16 protein-coding genes and 1 pseudogene are annotated in these 17,509 nt (G+C 56.6%); 7 read left to right on the forward strand and 10 right to left on the reverse strand.

The genetic code is table 11. The features are described from left to right. Positions 1–49 precede the first annotated feature (49 nt). Together SYC_RS06635 and SYC_RS06640 are read right to left on the reverse strand one after the other, a co-directional pair. Complete coding sequence (locus SYC_RS06635) at positions 50–382, reverse strand: hypothetical protein (RefSeq protein ID WP_011243566.1); 333 nt, start codon at positions 380–382, stop codon at positions 50–52. Between the two features lie 139 nt (positions 383–521). Further along, positions 522–962, reverse strand: a complete 441-nt coding sequence (locus SYC_RS06640) for a VOC family protein (RefSeq protein WP_011243567.1) — start codon at positions 960–962, stop codon at positions 522–524. A 48-nt stretch (positions 963–1,010) separates the two neighbouring features. On the opposite strand from SYC_RS06640, the gene SYC_RS06645 reads away from it, so the two are divergent. Further along, positions 1,011–1,760, forward strand: a complete 750-nt coding sequence (locus SYC_RS06645) for a TIGR00297 family protein (protein WP_011243568.1) — start codon at positions 1,011–1,013, stop codon at positions 1,758–1,760. Here the strand turns inward: SYC_RS06645 and SYC_RS06650 are convergent. Continuing rightward, positions 1,757–2,954, reverse strand: a pseudogene (locus tag SYC_RS06650) (M20 metallopeptidase family protein). The gene SYC_RS06645 and the pseudogene SYC_RS06650 sit on opposite strands and share 4 nt — an antisense overlap. Positions 2,955–3,073: 119 nt before the next feature. On the opposite strand from SYC_RS06650, the gene SYC_RS06655 reads away from it, so the two are divergent. Beyond that, positions 3,074–4,354: an ATP-binding protein gene (locus SYC_RS06655; RefSeq protein ID WP_041677110.1), complete on the forward strand. Its 1,281-nt coding sequence runs from the start codon at positions 3,074–3,076 to the stop codon at positions 4,352–4,354. 73 nt (positions 4,355–4,427) lie between these two features. Here the strand turns inward: SYC_RS06655 and gyrA are convergent, their stop codons facing one another. After that, complete coding sequence (gyrA, locus tag SYC_RS06660) at positions 4,428–6,998, reverse strand: DNA gyrase subunit A (RefSeq protein WP_011243571.1); 2,571 nt, start codon at positions 6,996–6,998, stop codon at positions 4,428–4,430. Positions 6,999–7,227: 229 nt separating this feature from the next. Here gyrA and SYC_RS06665 point away from each other — a divergent pair, with 229 nt between their 5' ends. Together SYC_RS06665 and SYC_RS06670 are read left to right on the forward strand one after the other, a co-directional pair. Next, entirely contained in the window at positions 7,228–7,686 is a 459-nt protein-coding gene (locus SYC_RS06665) for an Hsp20/alpha crystallin family protein (RefSeq protein ID WP_011377508.1), read from the forward strand. A gap of 34 nt (positions 7,687–7,720) precedes the next feature. Beyond that, entirely contained in the window at positions 7,721–7,948 is a 228-nt protein-coding gene (locus SYC_RS06670) for a Calvin cycle protein CP12 (protein ID WP_011243573.1), read from the forward strand. A gap of 28 nt (positions 7,949–7,976) precedes the next feature. On the opposite strand, the gene SYC_RS06675 is transcribed toward SYC_RS06670, so the two are convergent. The 6 genes from SYC_RS06675 to SYC_RS06700 are packed head-to-tail and all read right to left on the reverse strand — an operon-like array spanning position 7,977 to position 13,436. Further along, a complete protein-coding gene (locus SYC_RS06675; protein WP_011243574.1) occupies positions 7,977–8,747 on the reverse strand; it encodes a 3'-5' exonuclease in 771 nt (256 codons plus the stop codon). 3 nt (positions 8,748–8,750) lie between these two features. Then, positions 8,751–9,218, reverse strand: coding sequence for a pentapeptide repeat-containing protein (locus tag SYC_RS06680; protein ID WP_011243575.1), 468 nt, complete (start codon positions 9,216–9,218; stop codon positions 8,751–8,753). A 2-nt stretch (positions 9,219–9,220) separates the two neighbouring features. Then, positions 9,221–10,006: an amino acid ABC transporter ATP-binding protein gene (locus tag SYC_RS06685; RefSeq protein ID WP_011243576.1), complete on the reverse strand. Its 786-nt coding sequence runs from the start codon at positions 10,004–10,006 to the stop codon at positions 9,221–9,223. An 18-nt stretch (positions 10,007–10,024) separates the two neighbouring features. Beyond that, on the reverse strand, positions 10,025–11,215 hold the full coding sequence (locus SYC_RS06690) for an amino acid ABC transporter permease (protein WP_011243577.1): 1,191 nt from the start codon (positions 11,213–11,215) through the stop codon (positions 10,025–10,027). Position 11,216: 1 nt separating this feature from the next. Next, a complete protein-coding gene (locus SYC_RS06695) occupies positions 11,217–12,350 on the reverse strand; it encodes an amino acid ABC transporter permease (protein ID WP_011377506.1) in 1,134 nt (377 codons plus the stop codon). A gap of 6 nt (positions 12,351–12,356) precedes the next feature. Then, positions 12,357–13,436 carry an amino acid ABC transporter substrate-binding protein gene (locus tag SYC_RS06700; RefSeq protein ID WP_011243579.1) on the reverse strand — a complete coding sequence of 360 codons (1,080 nt, stop codon included), beginning with the start codon at positions 13,434–13,436 and terminating at the stop codon, positions 12,357–12,359. A gap of 191 nt (positions 13,437–13,627) precedes the next feature. On the opposite strand from SYC_RS06700, the gene gap reads away from it, so the two are divergent. The 3 genes from gap (at position 13,628) to SYC_RS06715 (ending at position 17,478) form a co-directional block, all read left to right on the forward strand. Further along, complete coding sequence (gap, locus tag SYC_RS06705) at positions 13,628–14,689, forward strand: type I glyceraldehyde-3-phosphate dehydrogenase (RefSeq protein WP_011243580.1); 1,062 nt, start codon at positions 13,628–13,630, stop codon at positions 14,687–14,689. An 11-nt stretch (positions 14,690–14,700) separates the two neighbouring features. Beyond that, the gene (locus SYC_RS06710) at positions 14,701–17,235 is read left to right on the forward strand and encodes a glycogen/starch/alpha-glucan phosphorylase (RefSeq protein WP_011243581.1); all 2,535 of its coding nucleotides are present in this window, start codon (positions 14,701–14,703) and stop codon (positions 17,233–17,235) included. 99 nt (positions 17,236–17,334) lie between these two features. Next, positions 17,335–17,478: a chlorophyll a/b-binding protein gene (locus tag SYC_RS06715; protein ID WP_011243582.1), complete on the forward strand. Its 144-nt coding sequence runs from the start codon at positions 17,335–17,337 to the stop codon at positions 17,476–17,478. Positions 17,479–17,509: the final 31 nt, after the last annotated feature.

Below are 17,509 nucleotides of genomic sequence, written 5' to 3' on the forward strand. Positions count from 1 at the left end.
CCGAGAGGTTGTTTGAGCTTCAATTGTTAGCAACACTCAGAGAATTGCTTTAGCGACGAACAACTTCACTGGCGATTTGGACAAAGGGATCAAGGCTTGGCCCCGGCAGACGACGACCCGTATTGATCGTTGGCACGCTGAGGTCAGCAGCAAAGGTGACGTTAGGAATTTCTTTGGCTGGCGTCTCCTCTGCCACAGGTTCGGGGGCAGGAGTAGCAGCGGGTTCAGGCGTCGCTACTCCTGCTGCTGCAGTCGGTGTTTCTACAGCTGCTGCAACCGGAGTAACGGCGGTTTCCACAGCAGCAGTTTCGGTGCTGGCAGCACTTGAATCAATTTCAAGAAAGAATTTTTCTTTTTTGCCGAATAGTTTGTCGAGGACCATAGAACTTTCTGCTCCTGTCAATTGATCACTGCCACGCAGCCTGATTATCGAACCCGCGATCGCGTCGCTTCAAGACTCTTATCAGTTTCGTTACATCTGTTTACATCTAGACTAAAGAGCTATCAAGGGAGTTAAACACCTAAGCGCCAGTGGAATCCCCAACTAGGGCAAAGTCTTGAGCGCCAAAAATTGCCTCCGGGTGCCGATAGAACTTAAATTCCAGCAAGTTGTGGAAGGGATCTTCAAGGAAAAAAGTCCGGTGTTCTAACAAGCTGTCAGGGAAGCGCAACCGTGCCGGTTGATAAAAGCTGAGATTCTGCTGCTGGGCGCGATCGAGCAAGGCATCCCAATCCACTTCATCAGTAAAAACCAGCCCAAAGTGACGCGGATAAATGCCATTCTGTGGCGTCAGGGGCGATCGGCTCAGGTGAGCGACAATTTGGTGGCCTGCTAGATCCAAAATGAGCGAGGTCGGCGACCCTCGTCCGGCACGACAGCCCAAACCCTGCACATAAAATTGCTTAGTCAGGGCAAGATCACTGACCGGAAATGCCAAGTGAAAAAGAGCGGCAGCCATCATCGGTTGCTGTCAAAGTTTTGCCCTTCATCCTAGCGATCGCCCCTAACCATGACACTGCTTGAGACGGAACTCGACTGGCTGACTGCGATCGCAATCAACGGAGTATTACTGGCCTTCGGGCTGCGATCGCGGGCAAAATTACTGACCCGTGAAGGTTACCTCCATGCGGCATTTCTGGGCGTATTGATTTGGGGCAGCTTGCAGGCAGCGGGCTACATTTTGGTCCTGCTCTACCTAGGGATTGGCTCACTCTTGACCCGCTGGGGCAAAGCTCGCAAAGAGGCGGCCGGCATTGCGGAAGCAAGGGAAGGTAAGCGTGGCCCTGAAAATGTCTGGGGCTCTGCGTTGATCGGCACAGCAGCCGCACTTGCAGCTTGGTACTGGCAGGATTGGCCAGCGATCGCCGACTTAGCAAAACTCGCTTTCGTCGCTAGCTTCGCCACCAAGTTGGCGGATACAGCAGGGAGTGAAGTCGGCAAAGCCTTCGGCAAACGCACATTTTTGATCACAACCCTACGACCAGTGCCAGCTGGAACCGAAGGCGCAGTCAGCTTAGAAGGAACTGTTGCAGGTTTGGTTGCAGCCCTAGTGATGGCTAGTTTTGGCTGGCTGTTTGGCCTGATCTCTACCACTGCGATTGCAATTTGTGTCCTCGCCGCCTTGATTGGCACCACGGCTGAAAGCTGGATTGGTGCGACCTTCCAAACCCGTTGGCAGTGGCTTAGTAATGAACTGGTCAACGTCATCAATACGCTGATTGGTGCGATCGCAGCCATGCTGCTGGACCTGCTGATTTAGCGACAGAAACGCTCAACGCAACGGAGAAACAGCTCAACGCCCAGTGCTAGTGCCGTCTCGTCGAAGTTAAAGCGGGGATGGTGATGCGGAAAATTCAAGCCGCGATCGAGGTTGGCGCTGCCCAAAAAGAAGTAGCAACCGGGCCACCTTTTGCAGGAAGTAGGACATGTCCTCTGCGCCCATCGTTTGGCAGTCGGGCACCACACCAAGAGGCGGTTCTAGGACTTCTTCCGCCACGCTACGAACTAGAACGGCGATCGCTGAATCATTGATCACTGCTGGATAGAGCTTGCGATAGTTCAGCTCGTAGGTGGCACCGTGACTATTGTAAACACCCGCCACGATCTGCTCAATTCGCTCCTGCAAAAAGCCCTGATAGCGATCGTCGAAGTAGCGAACAGTGCCTTTCAGTTGGGCGCGATCGGCGATGACGTTATAGGTCGTGCCTGCATGGAGTGAGCCGATCGTCACCACCGCTGAGTGGAGTGGGTCAACATTACGAGACACAATGCTCTGCAACAGCGTCACGATCTGCGAAGCCACCAACACGGCATCAATACAATTTTGGGGAATGGCGGCATGGCCACCGCGCCCTTGAATCGTCAGATCAAACAACTCCACTGCTGCCATCAGTGGGCCACTGCGTACGCCGACTTTCCCGAGTGGCAAGTAATTCCAGAGATGGAGACCAATGATCGCATCTACAGCCGGATTCTCCAGAACCCCTTCGGCAATCATTGGCGCGGCACCGCCGGGACCTTCTTCTGCTGGCTGAAAAATGATTTTGACGCGACCAGCAAAGTCGGAATTGGCCTGCAGACAAGCTGCTGTTCCTAGCGCGATCGCCACGTGGCCGTCGTGACCACAGGCATGCATCCGCCCATCAATTTCCGAGCGATAGGGAATCTCATTTGCTTCCAGAATTGGCAGCGCATCCATATCGGCTCGAATCGCCAGCGTCGGTCCCGATCGCTGCCCTGCAATTTCTGCAACGATGCCCGTGCCAGCAACTCCAGCTTGAAAGGAAACGCCCAGTTCCGTCAGTCGAGCAGCAATAAATGCTGCGGTCTCTTGCTCTTGAAACCCCAGCTCTGGCCGGCGATGCAATTGCTGTCGCCAGGCCACAATTTGCGCATGGCGATCGCGCACTGCGGGGCGAACCGTTTCCGGTAACTCCTGACTAAGCAGCAGCATGATGGTGAGCAGGCAAGGGCTTTGCCCCACGCTAGCACGGCAATCCCAAGGCTTTTCGAGTGTCTGACAGTGCGATCGGGGTTGGGTATGCTGCAGATAATCCCGGATGGCTAATTGGCATGAGCGAGACTCAGGAGCGCTTACAACGATTGCGAGCTCAAGCGGCAAGTCTCGTTTTTTATGCCGGGATTTTAGAGTCTGCGACTGGACGTGCTTTTTTAGAACTGCTTGACGCACTGAGTCACCAACAACCACTCGCTGCAGTCACGGCCTACAGCACTTGGCTAGGTCACCTCTTGGCTAGCCGACAAAGTTGGCCACAGTGGCTAATGCACCACATTCGCAGCGATGACAATCCGTTTAGCCGACAGGCGCAATTTGCGATCGCCAGCAGCTTACCTGAGGTCTGGCAGCAAAGTGCCTGCCAAGATCTGCAAACGTTGCAGCAACTAGCCAGTGCTCCCCCCAGACTGTTAGCTCCGATGGTGCAGGCACTCGCAGATCTGCCCACCCCCCCGCCACATTGGCTAGAAGAAACCCGCGATCGCGAAGCGCAATGGGCGGAAACTGAAGACTGGGCCATGCTGTTGCCAGACTTGATCCAGCATTATCAGCAGCGGGGGGTCGGGTTCTTCAATCGCTATTGGGCCTTGCGCTGGCAGCAAGGACAACTGCACGGCATTGAGCATCCCGATCCAATCCCCTTATCCGATTTAGCGGGCTACGAGCTCCAAAAAGAGACGCTCAAACGTAATACGGAATTTTTGCTGGCAGGGCTGCCCGCCCAAAATGTCTTGCTTTACGGCAGCTGTGGTGCTGGGAAATCCTCAATGGTCAAAGCTCTGATTAATGCCTATGGCGATCGTGGCCTCCGACTGATTGAAGTGGGTAAAGCCGATCTCAGGGAGCTGCCTCAAATTTTGGATCAGCTGCGGGAATCTGCTCTCAGTTTTATTGTTTTTGTCGATGACCTGTCCTTTGAAGAAGATGACGAAACCTTCAAAGCACTCAAGGTTGTCCTAGAAGGCGGCTTAACAGCACGGCCACCTAATGTCGTAGTTTATGCCACCTCCAACCGTCGCCATCTGGTACGGGAATATTTTGATGAGCGCCCCAACCCAACAGAAGCCAATGAGGTTCACGCCTGGGATTCGGTACAAGAGAAACTCTCCTTCAGCGATCGCTTTGGCTTGACGCTCACGTTTGAGCCCGCTGATCAAGACACTTACTTGGCGATTGTTCGCCATTTAGCTAGCGAAGTCGGCTTGACAATGCCGCTCGAAACGCTGGAATTTCGCGCCCGTCAATGGGCAACTCGCCACAATGGGCGATCGGGCCGTACCGCTCGGCAGTTCATGGACTGGCTGATTGCCGAACAGAGCCTGCCCAACCCTCTCTGAGGGGCTGGCAATACTCTGCTCTGATGTACAAAAAAGGGGCCGTAAAGCCCCTGAATCCATCGAAATCAGTAGATTAGTTAGGTTCGTCGCTCGCGATCGCATCCTCACTAGTCTCATCCAGCTCTTCCTCGCCGGGTGGCACGAGGGCAACTGCTGCGAGTACGTCATCGGCATCCAAGCGTTGAACACGAACGCCTGTGGCAGCGCGGGATTGCTGCGGAATCGCATCGCTGGCTTGGCGAATGATCACGCTGCGTTGACTGATCATCACCAGTTCGTCACCACTTTCGACAATCCGTAATGAAACCAGCTCATCTTGCTTGCTGCGGAATTTAATCGCCCGCAAACCCAGACCTGCTCGTTTCTGCAGGCGGAACTGATGCACAGGCACCCGTTTCCCTAACCCTTGCGCTGTCACCACCAGCACCCAAGGTCCGGGACTTGCAACAACTTCTACGGCATCATCCGCTTCATCCTCATCGCCTGTTTCGGTCATGTTGGCCGTCAGAGAAGCAGGCAACACATCCATCGAGATCAAGGTGTCGCCCGACCGCAAGGACATTGCCCGTACACCGCGCGTGGCCCGCCCCAAGGGTCGCAGATCATCATGGCTGGCGCGGAAGTGGATGGTCATCCCCTTGCGGGAACCAATCAGAATGCTGTCTTCCGGTTTCGCCAGTCGCACCCAGCGCAGTTGGTCACCTTCGGACAGGGCGATCGCAATCAGACCGTTGGAACGAATGTTGGCAAAAGCGGAGAGCGCCGTTTTCTTGATGTAGCCGCCCTGAGTCAGCATCACCAGATATTCATCGTCACTGAAGGCGCTGACCGGCACGATCGAAGTGATTCGTTCTTCGCGGGGAATCGGCAGCAATTGCACGATCGGCACACCCCGCGCATTGCGAGAGGCCGCCGGAATCCGGTAGGCCGGCAGATTGTAGACCACCCCGCGATCGCTGAAGAAGAGGATGTTGTCGTGGTCACAGCAAGTCAAGAAATGCTCGACACTATCGTCATCCTTCGTCTTCGCCCCTGCTTTACCCCGTGTTCCGCGACTTTGCGCCGTGAACTCGTTGACCGGCATCCGCTTGATATAGCCCTGCTGAGTCAACAGCAGGATCGACTTCTCGTTGGCAATCAGGTCGATCGTTTCTAGTTCACCGTCTGCTTCCAGCAAGGTGGTGCGGCGCGGCTCTTGGAAGCGCTGCTGCAACTGCTCCAGCTCGGTTTCGATGATTTCCAGCACCCGCTCGCGGCGGGCCAAGATATCGCGATAGTCTTCGATGCGGCGCTGCAGATCCTGGTGTTCCTGCTCGATCTTCTCGGCTTCCAGCGCCGTTAGTCGCCGCAACTGCATCTGCAGAATGGCGTCGGACTGGACTTCCGATAGACCGTAAACGTCGATCAGTTCCTGTTTGGCTCGTGGGGCATCCGCCGATCGCCGAATCAGTTCGATGATCGCATCGAGATTCCCCAGCGCAATCAGCAACCCTTGCAGCAGGTGGTCGCGCTCTTCAGCCTTACGAAGTTCGTAGCGCGTCCGTCGTTCGATCGTCTCGATCCGGAAATCAAGGAAGACTTCTAGCGATCGCTTCAGGGTCAGTAGGACCGGCTCGCCATCCACCAACGCCAGCATGTTGGCGCTGAAGTTACTTTGCAGTGGTGTCTGTTTGTAGAGGTTGTTGAGCACCACCTGCGGGTAGGCGTCGCGCTTCAGTTCAATGACAATGCGCATGCCATCGCGATCGCTTTCGTCGCGAATGTCGGAAATACCCTCCAAGCGCTTCTCGTTGACCATCTCAGCAATGCGCTCAATCAGCGCTGCCTTGTTGGTCTGGTAAGGCAACTCCGTAATGATGATCGCGTCGCGCACCGGACGTCCTGGGGCTTCGATCGTGTCGATCGTCGCCACACCCCGCATCGTGATCGAGCCTTTGCCAGTCAGGTAGGCATCACGAATGCCCGCCGAACCCAAGACTTGGCCGCCAGTAGGGAAGTCTGGCCCCGGGATGTGGCGCATCAGCTCGCGATCGCTGATCTCGGGGTTGTGGATCAGCGCAATCACGCCGGCGATCAGTTCCGTTGGATTATGGGGCGGAATGTTGGTCGCCATGCCGACCGCAATGCCGGAGGAACCGTTCAGCAGCAGTTGCGGCAGCCGCGCCGGCAGAACTGTTGGTTCCTGTTGCGAGCCGTCAAAGTTATCGCTGAAATCGACAGTTTCGGCTTCGATATCCTGAAGCAAACCATCAGTTGTCAGCGGCTTCAGGCGCGACTCGGTGTACCGCATCGCCGCCGGCGGATCGTTGTCGATCGATCCGAAGTTGCCGTGGCCATCGATCAAGGGCGATCGCATCGAGAAGTCTTGGGCCATGCGAACCAAGGCGTCATAGACCGCCGTGTCGCCGTGGGGGTGATACTTACCGAGCACTTCCCCGACCACCCGTGCACATTTTCGGAAGGGGCGATCGGGCGTCAGGCCCAGCTCATACATCGCGTAAAGAATGCGCCGGTGCACCGGCTTGAGGCCATCCCGAGCATCGGGCAGCGCGCGCCCGACAATCACGCTCATCGCGTACTCGAGATAGGAGCGCGACATTTCGTTGCGCAGGTCAGTCTGGATGATGCGCTCCTGGGCACTCATGGGCGGATAGTCTCCAGTACTGAAGTCGGGAAAAGCGGCGAAAAAAGCGGCCTAAACTGCCGCAAAATCAAGCTATTGCAAGGCTTCTTCGCAATCTCATTCTATCATGCGACCCCTCTTTTCTAAGGCGATCGCTGAGCGGTAACCCCCTCCGGGTGCGCTTCGGTTTCCCGCCCCCCCATTGCCGATCTGCCAGGGAATGATCGAAGTGTTCTCCAGTGGAGACCTCATGATGTTGCGATTGCTGCACTGGCGATCTGCCGTCCCCGATCCAGCCCTTGCTTGGACTCCGATTGTGATGGGCACAGCGCTGCAGATGGAGGAAACCCCGACCACCCTGCGGCTCAGCTTGCCGCTCAATCAGTGGGATCCCAAAACTATTCGGGTTCAAATTGAGGACAACTGCCTGCGCCTGCAAGGCTACAACCAGCTCTGCAGCCCCTACGGCTCGCGCTGGCAAGTGGCACAACAATTGTTGACTTTGCCCTGTCCAGTGCGCGCAGACCAGTACCTGACTGCAGTGGAGAGCGATCGCTTGGTGCTGACCTTGATCAAAGTGCAGCCGCAAGCCTCCCTAGCCGCACAACCCTTCCAGATCTGGGAACTCTGGAAACAGGCCTGGCAACGAGGCCGGCACCGTTTGGGTCAGCAACTCAGACAGTGGAGCGATCGCCTACTCACGCCCTGAATCAATGACTTTCAGCCCTTGAGGACTTTGAATCATGACTCTCACCCTTCAAGACCGCATCACCGAAGCTCGCAGCGAAGCGCACCAAACCTGCGCCACCTTCGGCAAAGATGATCCGCAATGCCGCGTCGCTTGGGACATCCTCGAAGAACTGCAAGCTGAAGCAGCCCACCACCCCGAAAAAACGCTGCGGGAGAAAGCCTATCGCAACTACTGCGATGAATTCCCCAATGCCGACGAATGCCGGATGTACGACGTTTAGGCTCGCACTGAAACCGCAATGATCGCGGCTAAGTGTTGGGCAGTAGCGCCTCCACCCAAACCCGCCGATACAGAGGCGTACTATTGCGGCTAGAGTACCGCGGCTCAACCGATGCCAAGGTCTCTAGCTGTTTTTGTGCTTGGCTTCGGGAGCAATCCAGCAGTTGTGCAGCCAGCGGCAGCGGTAGCCATTCCTGCCCGAGTCGCTCCAGGATTACCTGATCCTCACTGTCTTGGATTTGCTGCAAGAGCAGAGCCAAGAGTTGCCAGCAGGCTTCAACATCAGCGGCCGCCCGATGGCTTTGCCCCACCGGAAAACCAAAGTGCTGAACCAATTGGGGCAGACTCCGCGACGGTAGGTCAGCTAAGAGTTGGCGTGACATTTGCACGGTGCAAAGTTGTTCTGTAGGCGATCGCTCGAAGTCCAAGCCCAGCTGCTGATATTCCGCTGTCAGGAAGCGGTAGTCAAAGGGCAGATTGTGCGCCACCAAGATTCCGGTCTGAAGCCGTGGTAGCAAGGGGGGCAGCACAGATTCTGGCGGATCAGCGGTCGCAATCAAATCCGTTGTGATGCCGGTGAACTGGGCGATCGCCTCGGGGATCGGGATGCCCGGATTGAGTAGTTCCGCCTGTTGAAACTGGATGCCTTCAGCAAGGGTCGCTTGCAGAATCCCCAGCTCAATTACCCGCGCCTGCGGCGGCTTAAACCCCGTCGTCTCGACATCCACGACCGTGAAAGTCGCCGCAGCAAGGCTGCGGTAGTAAGTCAGCCAATCGTGACTTCGCCAATGACTGCGCATCGGCTAGCGTCCACTGGGCGGTGGTAGTTGGCAGAACGGTCCAAATTGACCGTTGGGCAGGGTGGCTTCGCAGAGTTGCGCCTGTCGCAGATCGGGGCCGATCGCATCCAACAGATAGGCTTCGCGGAAATTTGCGCCCGCCAGTTGAGCGCCCGTCAGCTGAGCCCGCGTCAGAATCGCTCGGCTGAGATTCGCACCCCGCAGATCAGCACCATTCAGATTGGCGCCTGTGAGATCCGCGCCAGCGAGACTACTGCCCTGCAGATTGGCATTGCTCAAGTCGGTGAATGAGAGGTCGGCCTGCGCCAGCATAGCCCCAGCTAACTGGGCATTGGGCAGGCGACGAAACCGCAGATCGACAGCGTAAAAATTACAGCCCGAACACTGGTTGGTTGCAATCAAGGCCTGAATCGCCTCTGGCCCGCGTAGGGGTGAGGCGATCGCCATTGCCAAAAACCACAGTCCAGTCATGGTTAGAGGATCTGCGCCAGAAACTGCTTGGCCCGATCGCTCTGGGGTGCTGTGAAGAAGCGATCGGGCGGGGCTTCCTCGACAATTTGCCCATCGGCCATTAGGACGACGCGATCAGCAACTTCGCGGGCAAAGCCGACTTCATGGGTCGCCACCAGCATCGTCATGCCTTCGCTGGCGAGATCCCGCATCACGTCCAGGACTTCGCGCACCATCTCTGGATCGAGGGCAGACGTGGGTTCGTCAAATAGGAGGATGCGCGGCTGCATTGCCAAGGCCCGTGCGATCGCGACCCGCTGTTGTTGGCCGCCGGATAGCTGCCCCGGATATTTATCGGCCTGCTCAGCAATGCGCACCCGTTCCAAGAGTTGGCGGGCAGTCGCTTCCGCTTGAGCGACGGGCCAACGGCGCACTTGCACCGGCGCCAGCATCAAGTTCTGGAGCACCGTCAAATGGGGGAAGAGGTTGAACTGCTGAAACACCATGCCGACCTCTTGGCGGATGGTGGCAATGTCACGGCGATCGTGGCTGAGACGATGTCCCTCAATCCAAATCTCGCCACGCTGGTGCGACTCAAGGGCATTGAGGGTGCGCAAAAAGGTCGATTTACCAGACCCTGATGGCCCCATCATCACAACCACCTCGCCCCGCTGAACCGTGAGGCTAACGCCGCACAGAGCTTGAAATTGGTTGCCGTACCATTTTTCGACCCCCTCGGCATAAATCATGGTCTCTGGGGCTGAAGCGATCGCAGTCACAGGTTCGGGTTGCCGTCCTAAGGGAGTCATTCGATCGAATTACCGGGGCTAGCGCTGGGGGGTTAGCCGTTGTTCCAAGCGGCGGCTGAGTTGGGCGAGGCCATAGCAGCACAGCCAGTAAAGCACACCCAAGAACAGATAGACCTCGGCATAGCGACCGAGATAGGCCGGATTGGCCAAAATTGAGCGACTGATGCCCAGCAATTCCAGGAGGCCGACAATCGACAGCAAGGTGGTGTCTTGCAACAGGTTGAGGAAGAGGCCCACGATCGCGGGAATCGAGATCCGCAGGGCTTGGGGCAGAACGATAAATCGATAGGTCTGAAACAGATCTAGACCCAAGGCCGCAGCCGCTTCAAACTGACCTTGGGGAATCGCTTGCAAGCCTCCCCGCACGGTTTCAGCTAAGTAGGCAGACAGGAAAATCGTCAGCCCCACGATCGCCCGCAGAATGCGATCGATCCGCCATTCAGAATCCAACATCAGTGGCACCATTACCTGCCCGAAGAAAAGGATGGTGACTAGCGGCAGGCCTCGGAACAGCTCAATATAAGTGACTGAGAGCCAGCGAATGGCGGGTAGCGAACTCTGACGCCCCAAGGCCAGCAAGATGCCCAGCGGCAATGAGCAGACCATGCTGATCAAAGCGGTCGCTAAGGTCAGCAGCAAACCGCTCCAGTCATTACTTGAGACTGGTCGCAGACCGAGTCCCCCTTGGAGCAGCCAAAGTCCTACCAGGAAGAGAACTCCCCAGAGCGTCGGCAGAAAGCGCAACCAAGCTTGTCCCCGACAGCGTTGAGCCAGCCAACTGGCCGCTGGCACAGTGGCTGCGATCGCAGCTAATCCCAGCTTGTGCGGGAACCAAGGCAAAGGAATCCCGGCGATCGCGGCAGCCAGACCGGCCCAGCCCCAGAGCGATCGCCGTTGCCAACGATGAGAGCCCGTCGCCAGACAGCCCCAGGTCAATCCTAAGGTCGGACTGAGTAGCCCCAGCCAAAGCCAAAGGCGCCACTGTTCTGCGGCGGGATAGCGACCTACAAAAAAGAGCGTCCAGTTATCGACCAGTACCGTCCATCGGGCTTCTGTCGTGATCCAAAGCCCTAGCCGCCCCACAACCGTGACAATAATCACCACCAAGAGGAGCGTGATGGCACTGTTCAGCCAGGAGCTAAACAGGTTTTGTCGGAGCCAGGCGATCGGGGTTTGTTGAGGCGTGATCCCCTGGGGCGATCGCATCATCTCAGCGCACTCCCCAGCGTTGGAGACGCTGTTGCAGCCCATTCATGCCTGCCGAGATCACAGCGTTGATCGCGAGATAGGTCAGCATCAGAATCAAGAACACTTCCACCGGTCGCCCAGTTTGATTGAGGGTGGTCTGCGCCGTGGCATAGAGATCGGGATAGCCGACTGCGATCGCCAAGCTCGAGTTTTTAGCAAAACCTACGTACTGACTATTGAGCGAGGGCACAATCACCCGCAGGGCCTGGGGCACCACGATCTGCCAAAGCGTTTGGCTACGGGTCAAGCCCAGAGCGGCGGCCGCTTCCCATTGACCAGCCGGCACCGAGAGAATACCGCCACGAATGATTTCCGTAATAAAAGCGCCGGTATAGGCGACCAGCCCTAGCAGCAGCGCGGTGAACTCCAGCGAGAGCCGTAGACCCCCGCGAATTTGGCCTGGTTGCAGTTGCTGCGGCCAGCTTAGTTGGGTCAGCAGCATCAGCACGGTAACCACCGCGATCGCGCCGTAAAGCCAGCGCCAATCCCGAGGCGATCGCTGCCGTTGGGCGAGCCAGCTGACGAACAAGACCAGGGCGATCGCCAGAATCACAACCAGCCAGCCCGGCGTCTGCGGCCAAGGAAGATAGATGCCCTGTTTGCTGAGATAGAGACTGCCCAGCCAATGCCAAGGCTGCTGGGCGGCCGGCAAACTGAGCAGAATCGGGAAGTACCAGACAATCAACTGCAGCAGCAAAGGCGTGTTGCGCACCACCGCCACATAACCCCGGCTGAGTTGGCGCAGCAACCAGTTTTCGGAAAAGGCCGCAACTCCAGCGAGCGTCCCTATCACGGTTGTCAGGATCAGCCCGATCGCAATCACACGCAGACTATTGACTAAGCCAACGACCAGAGCACGGGCGTAACTATCTGCTGTTCGATAGGCGATCGCCGATTCCCCGATATTGAAGCCTGCCGACTGATCGAGCCAGTCAAAGCTAAGGCTCAAGCCCCGCTGCGATAAGTTGTAGACCAGGTTATCAACCAGCCAGATTGCACCTAGGCCCACAACCAGCAGCACGAGTAACTGCCAGACCCAGCGCCAGAGACGTTCATCTCGCCAGAACGGTCCTTGTAATTTCAGACGAAAGGGCATAGCCAATTAGCGGAACGGCGGCGAGTAGAGCAAACCACCATTCTTATAGAGCTGGTTGAGGCCCCGATTCAATTTCAGCGGCGACTGCTGCCCAACGTTACGCTCATAAATTTCGCCGTAGTTCCCCACCGCTTTGATGGCGCGATAGGCAAAGTCATTGCTCAGCCCCAGCTGTTGCCCGAGTTCACCCTCGAGCCCAAGGAAGCGGCGAATCTCAGGGTTCTTCGAGGTTTTGAACTGATCGATGTTGGCTTGGGTGATACCAAACTCCTCCGCCTGAATCGTGGCATTGACCACCCATTTGACAACGTCAAACCAAGGCGAGTCATTGTTGAGGGTGGCTGGGCTCAGCGGCTCTTTGGAGATCACTGCATCCAGCAATTGGTGCTGATCGGCATCGGACAAGGTCGTCCGACGGGCGGCCAGCTGAGAGCGATCGGAGGTTACCCCCTCACAACGGCCTTGGGCATAGGCAGCGTAGTTGGCATCGGAGTTCGGAAATTTAATCTCCTGATATTGGACACCCAGCTCGCGCATCGTGTCCGCCAGATTGAGTTCCGATGTGGTGCCCGTCTCCACGCAGATTGACTTGCCCTGAAAATCCTGCAGCGATTGGATGCCACTATTGCGCCGCACCATCAACCCTTGGCCGTCATAGAAAGTGGTTGGCGCAAACTCAAGGTTGTTGCCGCCCTTGGCATCGCGACTCAGGGTCCAAGTGGTGTTGCGCGAGAGCAAATCGACTTCACCACTTGCTAAGGCTGGAAACCGTTCAACAGAATCGAGACTGCGGTATTCGATCGCCTTGGGATCATTGAACAGTGCTGCGGCGATCGCCTTACAAATGTCGACATCCAAGCCACTGTAATTGCCCTGGGAATCAAGGAAGCTAAAGCCAGGCAGTCGGCCTTCAACTCCGCAGAGCAACTTACCGCGCGCCTGCACTTGGTTGAGGCGACTATTGCTCTCAGTCTCATTGCCACCCAAGCTACGACAGGCTGCTAGCGGTAAAAAGCAAAGCAGTACCAAAAGAAAGCGCGAGGCGATCGCAGGCATGGGTCCGCCGGATAAAAGGATCGCCTTCATTCAATCACGTCTTGCCGGTTCTACCAGCCTGCCCAGCCAACGGCTGAGCCGAATTTGATCTGCATGGGATCCCAAACCTGATCTGAGAAGAGCATTGCAAAGCACTACGGCTTTCTTTCATTCCTCTTAAGGCCGATCGACCGCCGTGATCCCCTGTCTATAGTCAGGGCAATTCCCCTCTCCCGGCTACCATGTCCAAAATTCGTGTTGGAATTAACGGCTTTGGCCGTATTGGTCGTCTCTGCTTACGGGCTGGATTTGATGATCCGCAACTCGATTTTGTTGCGATTAACGACCTCGTTCCGGCCAAAAATCTTGCCTATCTTCTTCACTACGACTCCACCCACGGCCGCCTACAACAAACAGTGCGGGCAGAAGAAGATCGCATTTGTGCCGGCGATCGCTGCATTCAATGTTTCTCCGAAACTGATCCGGCAGCTATTCCTTGGGGGGAGTTAGGGGTTGATGTGGTGATTGAGGCTACGGGGCGCTTCACCGATTACGCTGCCGCCAGTCGCCACCTGGAAGCAGGCGCTCAACGGGTAGTGATTTCGGCCCCGACCTCGGAGAAAGATCCCGATCGCGTTCCCACCTTCGTCTACGGCGTCAATCATCAGAACTACGACCCGCAACAGCATCGCATTCTCTCCAACGCCAGCTGCACCACCAACTGCCTGGCTCCGATCGCCAAGGTGCTTCAAGAGCACTGCGGGATTGAAGACGGTCTGATGACTACCATCCATGCGGTCACCGCCACCCAACCAACTGTCGATGGACCCAGCCGTAAAGATATGCGCGGCGGGCGCAGTGCGGCTCAAAACATCATTCCGGCCAGTACGGGCGCTGCCAAAGCCGTGGGCTTGGTGCTGCCCGAACTCCAGGGTCACCTGACCGGTATGGCGTTGCGGGTTCCGACGGCGGATGTCTCGGTGGTGGATCTGACCTTCCGTAGCCGCCAATCCACCACCTATGCCGCCATCTGTGAGGTGATGCAAAAGGCGGCCAACACCCAACTCCAAGGCATCCTGGGCTATACCGAGGATGACCTCGTTTCGAGTGACTTTATTGGCGATGCTCGGTCCAGCATTTTTGATGCCACGGCAGGCATGGCTCTCAACGATCGCTTCTTCAAAGTGATCGCTTGGTACGACAACGAATGGGGATACAGCAACCGCATGTTGGATCTGATTCGTTATATGCGGAGCGTTGAGCAGCAGCCAGCCTGGGCTCCGCGTTCTTTGACCCCTGCGTAGGTAGTGCCCCGATGAGTGATTCCACCGCCCAACTCAGCTACGACCCCACCACGAGCTACCTCGAGCCCAGTGGCTTGGTCTGTGAGGATGAACGGACTTCTGTGACTCCCGAGACCTTGAAACGGGCTTACGAGGCCCATCTCTACTACAGCCAGGGCAAAACCTCAGCGATCGCCACCCTGCGTGATCACTACATGGCACTGGCCTACATGGTCCGCGATCGCCTCCTGCAACGGTGGCTAGCTTCACTGTCGACCTATCAACAACAGCACGTCAAAGTGGTCTGTTACCTGTCCGCTGAGTTTTTGATGGGTCGGCACCTCGAAAACTGCCTGATCAACCTGCATCTTCACGACCGCGTTCAGCAAGTTTTGGATGAACTGGGTCTCGATTTTGAGCAACTGCTAGAGAAAGAGGAAGAACCCGGGCTAGGCAACGGTGGCCTCGGTCGCCTCGCAGCTTGTTTCCTCGACTCCATGGCTACCCTCGACATTCCTGCCGTCGGCTATGGCATTCGCTATGAGTTCGGTATCTTCCACCAAGAACTCCACAACGGCTGGCAGATCGAAATCCCCGATAACTGGCTGCGCTTTGGCAACCCTTGGGAGCTAGAGCGGCGCGAACAGGCCGTGGAAATTAAGTTGGGCGGCCACACGGAGGCCTACCACGATGCGCGAGGCCGCTACTGCGTCTCTTGGATCCCCGATCGCGTCATTCGCGCCATCCCCTACGACACCCCCGTACCGGGCTACGACACCAATAACGTCAGCATGTTGCGGCTCTGGAAGGCTGAGGGCACCACGGAACTCAACCTTGAGGCTTTCAACTCAGGCAACTACGACGATGCGGTTGCCGACAAAATGTCGTCGGAAACGATCTCGAAGGTGCTCTATCCCAACGACAACACCCCCCAAGGGCGGGAACTGCGGCTGGAGCAGCAGTATTTCTTCGTCTCGGCTTCGCTCCAAGACATCATCCGTCGCCACTTGATGAACCACGGTCATCTTGAGCGGCTGCATGAGGCGATCGCAGTCCAGCTTAACGACACCCATCCCAGCGTGGCGGTGCCGGAGTTGATGCGCCTCCTGATCGATGAGCATCACCTGACTTGGGACAATGCTTGGACGATTACACAGCGCACCTTCGCCTACACCAACCACACGCTGCTACCTGAAGCCTTGGAACGCTGGCCCGTGGGCATGTTCCAGCGCACTTTACCGCGCTTGATGGAGATTATCTACGAAATCAACTGGCGCTTCTTGGCCAATGTGCGGGCCTGGTATCCCGGTGACGACACGAGAGCTCGCCGCCTCTCCCTGATTGAGGAAGGAGCTGAGCCCCAGGTGCGCATGGCTCACCTCGCCTGCGTGGGCAGTCATGCCATCAACGGTGTGGCAGCCCTGCATACGCAACTGCTCAAGCAAGAAACCCTGCGAGATTTCTACGAGCTTTGGCCCGAGAAATTCTTCAACATGACCAACGGTGTGACGCCCCGCCGCTGGCTGCTGCAAAGTAATCCTCGCCTAGCCAACCTGATCAGCGATCGCATTGGCAATGACTGGATTCATGATCTCAGGCAACTGCGACGGCTGGAAGACAGCGTGAACGATCGCGAGTTTTTACAGCGCTGGGCAGAGGTCAAGCACCAAAATAAGGTCGATCTGAGCCGCTACATCTACCAGCAGACTCGCATAGAAGTCGATCCGCACTCTCTCTTTGATGTGCAAGTCAAACGGATTCACGAATACAAACGCCAGCTCCTCGCTGTCATGCATATCGTGACGCTCTACAACTGGCTGAAGCACAATCCCCAGCTCAACCTGGTGCCGCGCACTTTTATCTTTGCGGGCAAAGCGGCCCCGGGTTACTACCGTGCCAAGCAAATCGTCAAACTGATCAATGCGGTCGGGAGCATCATCAACCATGATCCCGATGTCCAAGGGCGACTGAAGGTCGTCTTCCTACCTAACTTCAACGTTTCCTTGGGGCAGCGCATTTATCCAGCTGCCGATTTGTCGGAGCAAATCTCAACTGCAGGGAAAGAAGCGTCCGGCACCGGCAACATGAAGTTCACCATGAATGGCGCGCTGACAATCGGAACCTACGATGGTGCCAACATCGAGATCCGCGAGGAAGTCGGCCCCGAAAACTTCTTCCTGTTTGGCCTGCGAGCCGAAGATATCGCCCGACGCCAAAGTCGGGGCTATCGACCTGTGGAGTTCTGGAGCAGCAATGCGGAACTGCGGGCAGTCCTCGATCGCTTTAGCAGTGGTCACTTCACACCGGATCAGCCCAACCTCTTCCAAGACTTGGTCAGCGATCTGCTGCAGCGGGATGAGTACATGTTGATGGCGGACTATCAGTCCTACATCGACTGCCAGCGCGAAGCTGCTGCTGCCTACCGCGATTCCGATCGCTGGTGGCGGATGTCGCTACTCAACACCGCGAGATCGGGCAAGTTCTCCTCCGATCGCACGATCGCTGACTACAGCGAACAGATCTGGGAGGTCAAACCAGTCCCCGTCAGCCTAAGCACTAGCTTTTAGGAACTGAACCAAGATTTTTTGAAGAAATGTTGCGGATTTTGAGTTTTTGCGTTACATTGCTTAACAGCTACCAAACCACCCCGTAGGGAGGTCCCTGTCATGTCTGAGCAAAATACCAAGTTTGGTTTCACCGCATTCGCAGAAACCTGGAATGGCCGTCTGGCTATGATCGGGTTCGTGGTTGGTTTGGCCACCGAATTGCTGACCGGCCAAGGCATCCTGTCTCAAATTGGCCTGCTGTAGATTTCCATTCCCAGTCAGTAGTCAGAGAGCA

Origin of the sequence: Synechococcus elongatus PCC 6301, assembly GCF_000010065.1 — a bacterium.
GTDB classification, from domain to species: Bacteria; Cyanobacteriota; Cyanobacteriia; order Synechococcales; family Synechococcaceae; genus Synechococcus; species Synechococcus elongatus.

Bases quoted from the DNA above. Each gene is read 5' to 3' on its own strand.
- SYC_RS06635 (WP_011243566.1), bottom strand. From the start codon at position 382: ATGGTCCTCGACAAACTATTCGGCAAAAAAGAAAAATTCTTTCTTGAA.
- SYC_RS06680 (WP_011243575.1), bottom strand. From the start codon at position 9,218: ATGACTGGACTGTGGTTTTTGGCAATGGCGATCGCCTCACCCCTACGC.
- SYC_RS06665 (WP_011377508.1), top strand. From the start codon at position 7,228: ATGATGTTGCGATTGCTGCACTGGCGATCTGCCGTCCCCGATCCAGCC.
- SYC_RS06710 (WP_011243581.1), top strand. From the start codon at position 14,701: ATGAGTGATTCCACCGCCCAACTCAGCTACGACCCCACCACGAGCTAC.
- SYC_RS06700 (WP_011243579.1), bottom strand. From the start codon at position 13,436: ATGAAGGCGATCCTTTTATCCGGCGGACCCATGCCTGCGATCGCCTCG.
- SYC_RS06655 (WP_041677110.1), top strand. From the start codon at position 3,074: ATGAGCGAGACTCAGGAGCGCTTACAACGATTGCGAGCTCAAGCGGCA.
- gap (WP_011243580.1), top strand. From the start codon at position 13,628: ATGTCCAAAATTCGTGTTGGAATTAACGGCTTTGGCCGTATTGGTCGT.
- SYC_RS06695 (WP_011377506.1), bottom strand. From the start codon at position 12,350: ATGCCCTTTCGTCTGAAATTACAAGGACCGTTCTGGCGAGATGAACGT.
- SYC_RS06640 (WP_011243567.1), bottom strand. From the start codon at position 962: ATGATGGCTGCCGCTCTTTTTCACTTGGCATTTCCGGTCAGTGATCTT.
- SYC_RS06670 (WP_011243573.1), top strand. From the start codon at position 7,721: ATGACTCTCACCCTTCAAGACCGCATCACCGAAGCTCGCAGCGAAGCG.
- SYC_RS06675 (WP_011243574.1), bottom strand. From the start codon at position 8,747: ATGCGCAGTCATTGGCGAAGTCACGATTGGCTGACTTACTACCGCAGC.
- SYC_RS06685 (WP_011243576.1), bottom strand. From the start codon at position 10,006: ATGACTCCCTTAGGACGGCAACCCGAACCTGTGACTGCGATCGCTTCA.
- gyrA (WP_011243571.1), bottom strand. From the start codon at position 6,998: ATGAGTGCCCAGGAGCGCATCATCCAGACTGACCTGCGCAACGAAATG.
- SYC_RS06645 (WP_011243568.1), top strand. From the start codon at position 1,011: ATGACACTGCTTGAGACGGAACTCGACTGGCTGACTGCGATCGCAATC.
- SYC_RS06690 (WP_011243577.1), bottom strand. From the start codon at position 11,215: ATGATGCGATCGCCCCAGGGGATCACGCCTCAACAAACCCCGATCGCC.
- SYC_RS06715 (WP_011243582.1), top strand. From the start codon at position 17,335: ATGTCTGAGCAAAATACCAAGTTTGGTTTCACCGCATTCGCAGAAACC.